Here is a 7,399-nt window from a genome sequence, read left to right as displayed (position 1 = left end):
TGCGACTTCCGCATCAGAAAATCGGCTACTCCCAGGTGACACGCGCCCTCCTCTGTCCGTGAATTTTGTACTCTCGGATATTAGGCCCAAACGCGACACTTCGGCCCATTCCTGCCGTGCCCTCAAGCTGCCGCACAACGCGTGGTCCACCGCTTAAGCATTGAGGTGAAAGTGTGCCGCATCTCGCATGACGGGGCCGCGAGGTCGACCCCGCCGTGGTTTGCCGGCTGATACAGGACAACCCACACGGCCACCGATTCTACCGATTCCTCCGCCCTGGGCCTGCTCTACCCGACTAGTCTTCCTGGTTAGTGAATGGTCCACGAAAGAGGTCCGTCGTTATGATCAATACACCCGGTGCGGAGCACGTATCATTTGTCCGTCACCTCAGTGCGTGCAACAGGAGCGATGTCATGGTCAAGACCGCGTTGTTCGTCCGGCTGGAGGCGAAGCCGGGCAAGGAGCAGGAAGTCGAAGCCCTTCTGATGGGCGGATTGCCGCGCGTCGAAGCGGAGCCCGCGACGATCTCGTGGTTCGGCTTGCGCCTCGGGCCGTCGACATTCGGCATCTTCGATGGATTCCCCGACGACGCCGGCCGTGACGCGCATCTCGCCGGCAAGGTCGCGGGGGCGCTGATGGCGAAAGCCGCCGATCTCTTCGCGAAGCCGCCGGAGAACATGAAGATCAACGTCCTCGCGGCGAAGCTGCCTGCATAGCGCGGGCCCGCGGATTGCTGCCTTCGCACGTATGAACTCCCGTCCGAAACCCTCCTCCGAAGCCGCGCGCGATGGCTTCGTACGCGTGCGCGGCGCACGCGAACACAACCTCAAGAACATCGACGTCGACATTCCACGCGATGCGCTCGTCGTGTTCACGGGCGTGTCCGGCTCCGGCAAGTCGTCGCTTGCGTTCGGCACGCTCTACGCCGAGGCGCAGCGGCGCTACTTCGAGTCGGTCGCGCCTTACGCCCGCCGGCTGATCGAACAGGTCGGCGTGCCCGAATTCGATTCGATCGAAGGACTGCCACCCGCCGTCGCGCTTCAGCAGCAGCGCGGCACGCCGAGCGCGCGATCGTCGGTGGGAAGCGTCACGACGCTTTCCAGCCTCGTGCGCATGCTGTACTCGCGCACCGGCAGCTATCCGCCGAAGCAGCCGATGCTCTACGCTGAGGACTTCTCGCCGAACACGGTCCAGGGCGCCTGCCCGACGTGCCATGGGCTCGGACGCGTGTACGAAGTCACCGAAAAGTCGATGGTCCCCGACGATACGCTCACGATCCGCGAGCGCGCGATCGCCGCGTGGCCGCCCGCGTGGCACGGGCAGAATCTGCGCGACATCCTCGTCACGCTCGGATACGACGTAGATATTCCGTGGCGCGATCTGCCGAAAAAGGACCGCGACTGGATCCTTTTCACCGACGATACGCCCACGGTGCCCGTCTACGCCGGCTTCACGCCCGAGGAAACGCGGCTTGCGCTCAAGCGCAAGATGGAGCCGAGCTATCAGGGCACGTTCACCGGCGCGCGCCGCTATGTGCTGCACACGTTCGCGAATACGCAAAGCGCGTTGATGAAGAAGCGCGTGTCGCGCTACATGATTGGCAGCGAGTGCCCCGCCTGTCACGGCAAGCGATTGAAGCGCGAGGCGTTGTCCGTGACGTTCGCCGGACTCGACATCGCCGCGTTCTCGCAGATGCCGCTCGCACGCCTGGCCGACCTGCTCGGCCCGATCGCGCGCGGCGAACTGCCCGCGCACACGCACGGCATCGACGGCGACAGCGCGATCCTCGGCAAGCAGGCGATGCGCGAAGCGACCGAGAAGCGCGTTACAGCGGGCGGCTCCGCGCACAAGGCGGCGCCGAACGTGCGGCGTACGCCGAACATGTCGGACGAGAAGCGCGTCGCAGCGCAGCGCATCGCGGAGGAATTGCTCGAGCGCCTGACGACGCTGATCGACCTCGGCCTCGGCTACCTCGCGCTCGACCGCGCGACGCCTACGCTTTCGTCAGGCGAATTGCAGCGTCTGCGCCTGGCCACGCAGCTCGCGTCGCAGTTGTTCGGCGTCGTGTACGTGCTCGACGAGCCGTCGGCGGGGCTGCATCCGGCAGACGGCGAAGCGCTTTTCGCGGCACTCGAGCGGCTCAAGGCGGCCGGCAATTCGCTTTTCGTCGTCGAGCACGACCTCAACATGATGCGTCGCGCGGACTGGCTCGTCGATGTCGGCCCGGCTGCGGGTGAAAAGGGCGGTCATGTGGTGTACAGCGGGCCGCCGTTGGGGCTCGCGAAGGTCGAGGAATCGCAGACGCGCAAGCATCTCTTCGGCACGTACACGGGCGCCCCGCACACGCCGCGCGCGCCTTCGGGCTGGCTGCGGCTCGCGAAGATCACGCGCAACAACCTGCACGGGCTCGATGCCGCGTTCCCGCTCGGTTGCTTCACGACCGTGACCGGCGTGTCGGGCTCGGGCAAGTCGAGCCTCGTGAGCCAGGCGTTGCCGGAACTCGTCGCGGAGCGCCTCGGACGCACGATCGCATCCGAAGCCGACGAAGATCTCGACCCGCTTCTCGCCGCCGATACGCAGCCGACGGGCGGCGAGATCGTCGAAGGGATGCACGCACTCCGGCGGCTCGTGCGCGTCGACCAAAAGCCGATCGGCCGCACGCCGCGCTCGAATCTCGCGACCTACACCGGCCTCTTCGATCACGTGCGCAAGCTCTTCGCCGGGACGCCGGCCGCGCGCAAGCGCCGCTACGACGCCGGCCGCTTCTCGTTCAACGTCGCGAAAGGCCGCTGCCCGACTTGCGAAGGCGAAGGGTTCGTCAGCGTCGAACTGCTGTTCCTGCCGAGCGTGTACGCGCCCTGCTCCACCTGCCACGGCACGCGCTACAACGCGCCGACGCTCGAAATCGAATGGCGCGGCAAGAACATCGCGCAGGTACTCGGATTGACGGTCGACGCCGCCTGCGACTTCTTCGCCGACGAAACGCAGGTCATGCGCGCGCTGCAAGTGCTGCAGGACATCGGCCTCGGCTATTTGCGGCTCGGCCAGCCCGCGACGGAGCTATCGGGCGGCGAGGCGCAGCGCATCAAGCTCGCAACCGAACTGCAGCGCGCGCAACGCGGCGACTCGCTCTACATCCTCGACGAGCCGACGACAGGCCTCCACCCCGCCGACGTCGACCGGCTGATGACCCAATTGCAGGGACTCGTCGACGCGGGCAATACGGTGATCGTCGTCGAGCATGACATGCGCCTCGCGGCCCACAGCGACTGGCTGATCGACATCGGACCGGGCGCCGGCGACGACGGCGGAAGAACGGTTGCGTGCGGCCTGCCTCGTGAAGTTGCGAAAGTAGCGGAAAGCCGCACGGCCGCTTATCTGCGCGATCGTTTGTCGTAAACGTGAAAACAGCGGCCGAAGCCCGGCCATCGGCCCCTTTTCTCATTTGAGCGTCGGACCGCTCTTAGTCCGTCACCTGGTGGCGTGTCCACCGGCTCAATTTTGCCGTGCTTGTAGCGGTAGCTGATCGTATTTTCCTGACCTCCCACAAACGCCTCAGTCGCGGTCAATTGGCGATCGTGCAACAGGAGTTGCTGCGCAACGTCTGATCCTGCAGGTCAGCGCAAAGGCGACCAGGGAACGGGGGGGCAGCTGCGCCGCCCCAACCCCGGAACCTTAAGAAAGAGAGGACATACTGGATCAAAAAACATGACATCTCTATTTAGCTGCAACCCCGACATCTGAACTCAGCAAAGACATGGATTGAGACTTTTTAATGCAAGAGGGTGCTGGCTGAATTTTGCGTTCATCTCATCAACTTCGTCGCTGCTTAGCAGTCGTCCAATGAAGCTCTCTGGAACGATCGAAACACTGTCCTCAGGGAGTCTTCCCGCTTGTACGGCACCGCCCGGATTCGCTTTCAGGCGCCACGCCTCGTCCATGACAGCGTCAAATTCACCTTTCTGATCTAAGTCTGCAAACCTTGTTCCGTCGATGATCGAAACGCCAAGGAATCGATCGCCCGCCGCTTTACTGGGATGAGCGAAGGAGACCCACCAAAGCACACGCTTTTGTTTTCTGCTCATGAGGTAGGTTCCCTCAAACAATTCGGGCTGGCCATAGATTTGAACTTAGCAGAGACACGGTGCCCGTTTCGAACGATTAAATCCCGCCCTTCCTGCCTGGTCGTTTACGGCGCTTCGGCGGCAGCCCGAGCTTGGCCCTAGTCTTATCAAGCGCCTCATCTACGGCTGCATTGAGGCTGAGCCAATTCTCATGCTGCCACCGCTTGTATGCCTCCTGCCGCTCCCGCTCCAGCGTTTCCGCATCCGGCGGATCGGCTTCGGGTACAGGCGGGCTCTGGTCTTTATTCTCCAACAGGAGGATTACCTCAGCGGCAAAGCGGCTAAGTATCGCCTCGGCCCATACCTCCGGGTCTTGACTGGTCAGCTTTCCGACCTGTAGGAGCCGCTCGTAAGTAGCGTCGCTGATCGATATGCGCTTCACAGTCTTTCCGGTGATTGGTGGACCGGGACCAACCGCTATCGGTGAGACCGCGCTATCTCAGCACACCAATAGTCCGCGTTCTACCTTTAGTCTCCCATCCAGTGAGGCTCTGGGAGACGCCTATGATCTATCTCCGCCATGTCGTAGCCGATGGCGAATCGGCGTGCCTCAAGGGCGCACGGAAAGCGTCCTAGAACTCCGGTTGCACGCTGGGTGCCGTCCGGTTTTCGGAGGATAAGCATAGACGCGTACATGCCGTCGTCGTAAGCGGCCAGCGGCCTAACCGTGAACTCCTTATAGGTAACTTCGCTGTCCGGCACTGTTCTCTCTCGCAGGTTGTAGTCATCGACCAGTTGTCAGCAGCGCTGGCACTGTCGAGAGCTTGTCTAACATGCAAATAAATTACACTATTTGGGATTGCCCCTATTCGTCCGAAGGTACACGTATAAAGTAATTGTCGACGTTAAGACGAGACCACCAGCCGAACATTGAATGACCGGGTTGATGATCAACTTCTCGCCGATCGATTAGTTGCCGGGGCCTCGACTAGCTTTTGGAGGCGTTCCTTGTCGGCAATCACTTGCGGGTCGTCGATTCCATATGAGAGCGCTGCCCATGCGAGATATAGGTGAAAGGCGGCGCCTCTGTTGTGGGACAGGAGAGTTCATCTGGCTTTCGAGGCTGCTGGTGATCTTGTCGCAGGTCCAAGTCTTCATGATTACTTTTTCCTGTATTCCTACCGGTGCGCCGGTCACGCTCGAATGAGATGGAGGCGTCGTTCTGGACGGTCTGCCGAGGTTGACCGGGATCAACGAAGGAGACCCACCAAGCACACGCTTTTTATCTTCTGCTCATGAAGATAGTTTCCTCAAATGCCGGTCATTGAACGGCAGGCTGTTGCCTGCGACCGTACCCGTAGTTGTTGTTGTCGATCCAGCGTTTGGCCCATTCAATTCCGCGCTCATGAGCCTGCCGTCGGTAGACGCGATTACCGAGGTCGGTGAAAACGAATCGCTCCCCGATATCCCGCTCGATCACTGCGCCCGAGATGAACAATCGCTGCTTGGCCAGAATGATCAGTGCCGAGTCGATCACCCATTCGTTGTATTCGGCGAATCGATTCGTGCGCGTAGTCCGCCCCGACGTCCTCGCGAAGGTAGTCTGAAAGAATAGGCGCCCAAGCTCCGATGATCAACTTTTTGCTGGGCCGTCCAGAACGACCGCGCCGTTCCATTCGAGTGGCGCCCCGCCCTTCCCGTCGACGGCTTCGGCTGCTTGCTTGCCGGCCGTCGTAATGCGGTAGGCATAAAACCATGTAGGCACACCGTTGTCGCGTGAACCAGCGGCAGCCGTCTGCCTCACACGCGTCAAATGGCCGCGGTGAAACAGTTCGAGCAGATCTCCGGAAAGTGCCGGACAACGCCTGCCGGCTCGCGTCGACTGGATGGGCGCGCCTGTCGCGGCGACAAAATCATTGAAGAAGGCCTCACTGCGTGTGCTGACGGTACCGCCATATGCTCCTGAATTAATCCCGACGATAAGCCAATCGAGTCGGTCTTTAAGCGGACTCGCGACGCGTCCATATGCCATCTTCACTCCCAAAGGGGATTGGTTCTTATTTAACTTGAGAGCTTGATCAACATTTTGACAATCCGTCCAGAGTGACGCCTCCGTCCCATTCGAGTGTGACCGGCGCACCGCAGGACTGGCACGCCATCGTCTCACCCTCGTGGTCGTCGCCGATAAGGTGTATCGATCCGCGTCGCCCGCACGCCGCGCACCGGTAGGAATACAGGACGGGTTCATCGTTCATGCAGATTGCTCCACAGGGTTGTCCACCGCTTCTGTGCATAAGTGGCGCCATGGACCGTCGTTAATGGCTAGTCGAACCGAACCGTAAATGAGCATAGATCACCCGCTTGATAACATCAACGCGGTGCCGATCCGCTATTAATTGGCAGCATCATAAAAGCGAGGATTGTTTTGTGTCGCTTAGAATGTCGAACGCACAATCGGACGGAGAAGCGACAGCCATGAGCGAAGACGTTTACGGAGTGCAGACAGCGGGACGGGTGACACACGGTCTGCTGAGACTGGGCACCGCGATGCGCGACCACGCATGGGAATGGGCGGAGGGCGCAAAGCTCACGCCGACCCAGGGCGAGATTCTCGTCCTACTGATGCAGCGTAAGGCAACTATGCGGCTCGGGGAGATCGCGCGGGAAACCGCCCTCACCGCCCCGACCACCAGCGATGTCGTCAGCAGGTTGGAAGAAAAAGGACTCGTCGAGAAGCGCCGCGCGATCGATGACGGCCGCGCTCTCTCCGTGCGTCTGACGGCGCGCGGCCGTACGGCGGCGAAGCGTGCTTCGCAATGGCCGGAGTTTCTGGCGAATGCTGTCGGCAGACTGCACGCCGATGAACAGGCGGCGTTCTATCGGACGTTGCTGAAAGCGATCCGCCAACTGGAAGCGAATGAACAGATGCCGACGCACAGCATGTGCCTTTCGTGCGCGCACTTCGAAGTCAGCAAGTATCCGAAGCGCTCGCCGCATCACTGCGCGCTGCTGCAGTTGTCGATGGCCGACACCGATCTACGGCTCGACTGTTCCGTCTACGAAGAAGCCGACGTCGCCACGCAAAAGAAGAGCTGGAAAGTTTTCGTCCAAGTGACTTGAGAGCATCGCGCCCTCACCCTGCCCGTTCTAACTGTGCCATGCCTCGTCGATAACTTTGAAGACGATGGGAACGACGTCATGACCTTTAAACGACACCAGACAGTCGTCCGTCGGATAATCGAGCGCGGCCGGAGCGCGAATCATGTCCAGGATCCTCTTGCTGTGCTCTCCCGTCGAGGCCACATCAGCGAGGACTTCTGCTTCGATCCTGTGAA

General features: G+C 61.2%; 8 protein-coding genes. 3 read left to right on the top strand and 5 right to left on the bottom strand.

All coding sequences use genetic code 11. The features are described from left to right. Window positions 1–413 precede the first annotated feature (413 nt). The gene (locus tag BG61_RS37250) at window positions 414–716 is read left to right on the top strand and encodes a putative quinol monooxygenase (protein WP_035943178.1); all 303 of its coding nucleotides are present in this window, start codon (window positions 414–416) and stop codon (window positions 714–716) included. 31 nt (window positions 717–747) lie between these two features. Continuing rightward, on the top strand, window positions 748–3,399 hold the full coding sequence (locus tag BG61_RS37245) for an excinuclease ABC subunit UvrA (protein WP_035943175.1): 2,652 nt from the start codon (window positions 748–750) through the stop codon (window positions 3,397–3,399). A 347-nt stretch (window positions 3,400–3,746) separates the two neighbouring features. On the opposite strand, the gene BG61_RS42565 is transcribed toward BG61_RS37245, so the two are convergent. The 4 genes from BG61_RS42565 to BG61_RS42560 form a co-directional block, all read right to left on the bottom strand. Continuing rightward, complete coding sequence (locus BG61_RS42565; protein WP_152565287.1) at window positions 3,747–4,085, bottom strand: hypothetical protein; 339 nt, start codon at window positions 4,083–4,085, stop codon at window positions 3,747–3,749. A 76-nt stretch (window positions 4,086–4,161) separates the two neighbouring features. Continuing rightward, window positions 4,162–4,506: a hypothetical protein gene (locus BG61_RS37240; RefSeq protein WP_035943172.1), complete on the bottom strand. Its 345-nt coding sequence runs from the start codon at window positions 4,504–4,506 to the stop codon at window positions 4,162–4,164. 879 nt (window positions 4,507–5,385) lie between these two features. Then, window positions 5,386–5,601 carry a hypothetical protein gene (locus BG61_RS37230; RefSeq protein ID WP_051673073.1) on the bottom strand — a complete coding sequence of 72 codons (216 nt, stop codon included), beginning with the start codon at window positions 5,599–5,601 and terminating at the stop codon, window positions 5,386–5,388. A gap of 96 nt (window positions 5,602–5,697) precedes the next feature. Next, window positions 5,698–6,096, bottom strand: coding sequence for a hypothetical protein (locus BG61_RS42560; protein WP_132458646.1), 399 nt, complete (start codon window positions 6,094–6,096; stop codon window positions 5,698–5,700). A gap of 443 nt (window positions 6,097–6,539) precedes the next feature. Here BG61_RS42560 and BG61_RS37225 point away from each other — a divergent pair, with 443 nt between their 5' ends. Further along, window positions 6,540–7,184 carry a MarR family winged helix-turn-helix transcriptional regulator gene (locus BG61_RS37225; RefSeq protein ID WP_035943168.1) on the top strand — a complete coding sequence of 215 codons (645 nt, stop codon included), beginning with the start codon at window positions 6,540–6,542 and terminating at the stop codon, window positions 7,182–7,184. 27 nt (window positions 7,185–7,211) lie between these two features. On the opposite strand, the gene BG61_RS43795 is transcribed toward BG61_RS37225, so the two are convergent. Beyond that, the coding region (locus tag BG61_RS43795; RefSeq protein WP_035943165.1) for a DUF2471 family protein at window positions 7,212–7,399 on the bottom strand (188 nt) is incomplete at its 5' end.

Source organism: Caballeronia glathei (assembly GCF_000698595.1).
GTDB classification, from domain to species: domain Bacteria; phylum Pseudomonadota; class Gammaproteobacteria; order Burkholderiales; family Burkholderiaceae; genus Caballeronia; species Caballeronia glathei.
Note: the sequence above shows the minus strand (reverse complement) of the source record. Positions and strands in the feature narration are given on the sequence as shown.

Coding starts and splice junctions, on each gene's coding strand:
- BG61_RS42565 (WP_152565287.1), bottom strand. CDS start 4,085: ATGAGCAGAAAACAAAAGCGTGTGCTTTGGTGGGTCTCCTTCGCTCAT.
- BG61_RS42560 (WP_132458646.1), bottom strand. CDS start 6,096: ATGGCATATGGACGCGTCGCGAGTCCGCTTAAAGACCGACTCGATTGG.
- BG61_RS37225 (WP_035943168.1), top strand. CDS start 6,540: ATGAGCGAAGACGTTTACGGAGTGCAGACAGCGGGACGGGTGACACAC.
- BG61_RS37245 (WP_035943175.1), top strand. CDS start 748: ATGAACTCCCGTCCGAAACCCTCCTCCGAAGCCGCGCGCGATGGCTTC.
- BG61_RS37250 (WP_035943178.1), top strand. CDS start 414: ATGGTCAAGACCGCGTTGTTCGTCCGGCTGGAGGCGAAGCCGGGCAAG.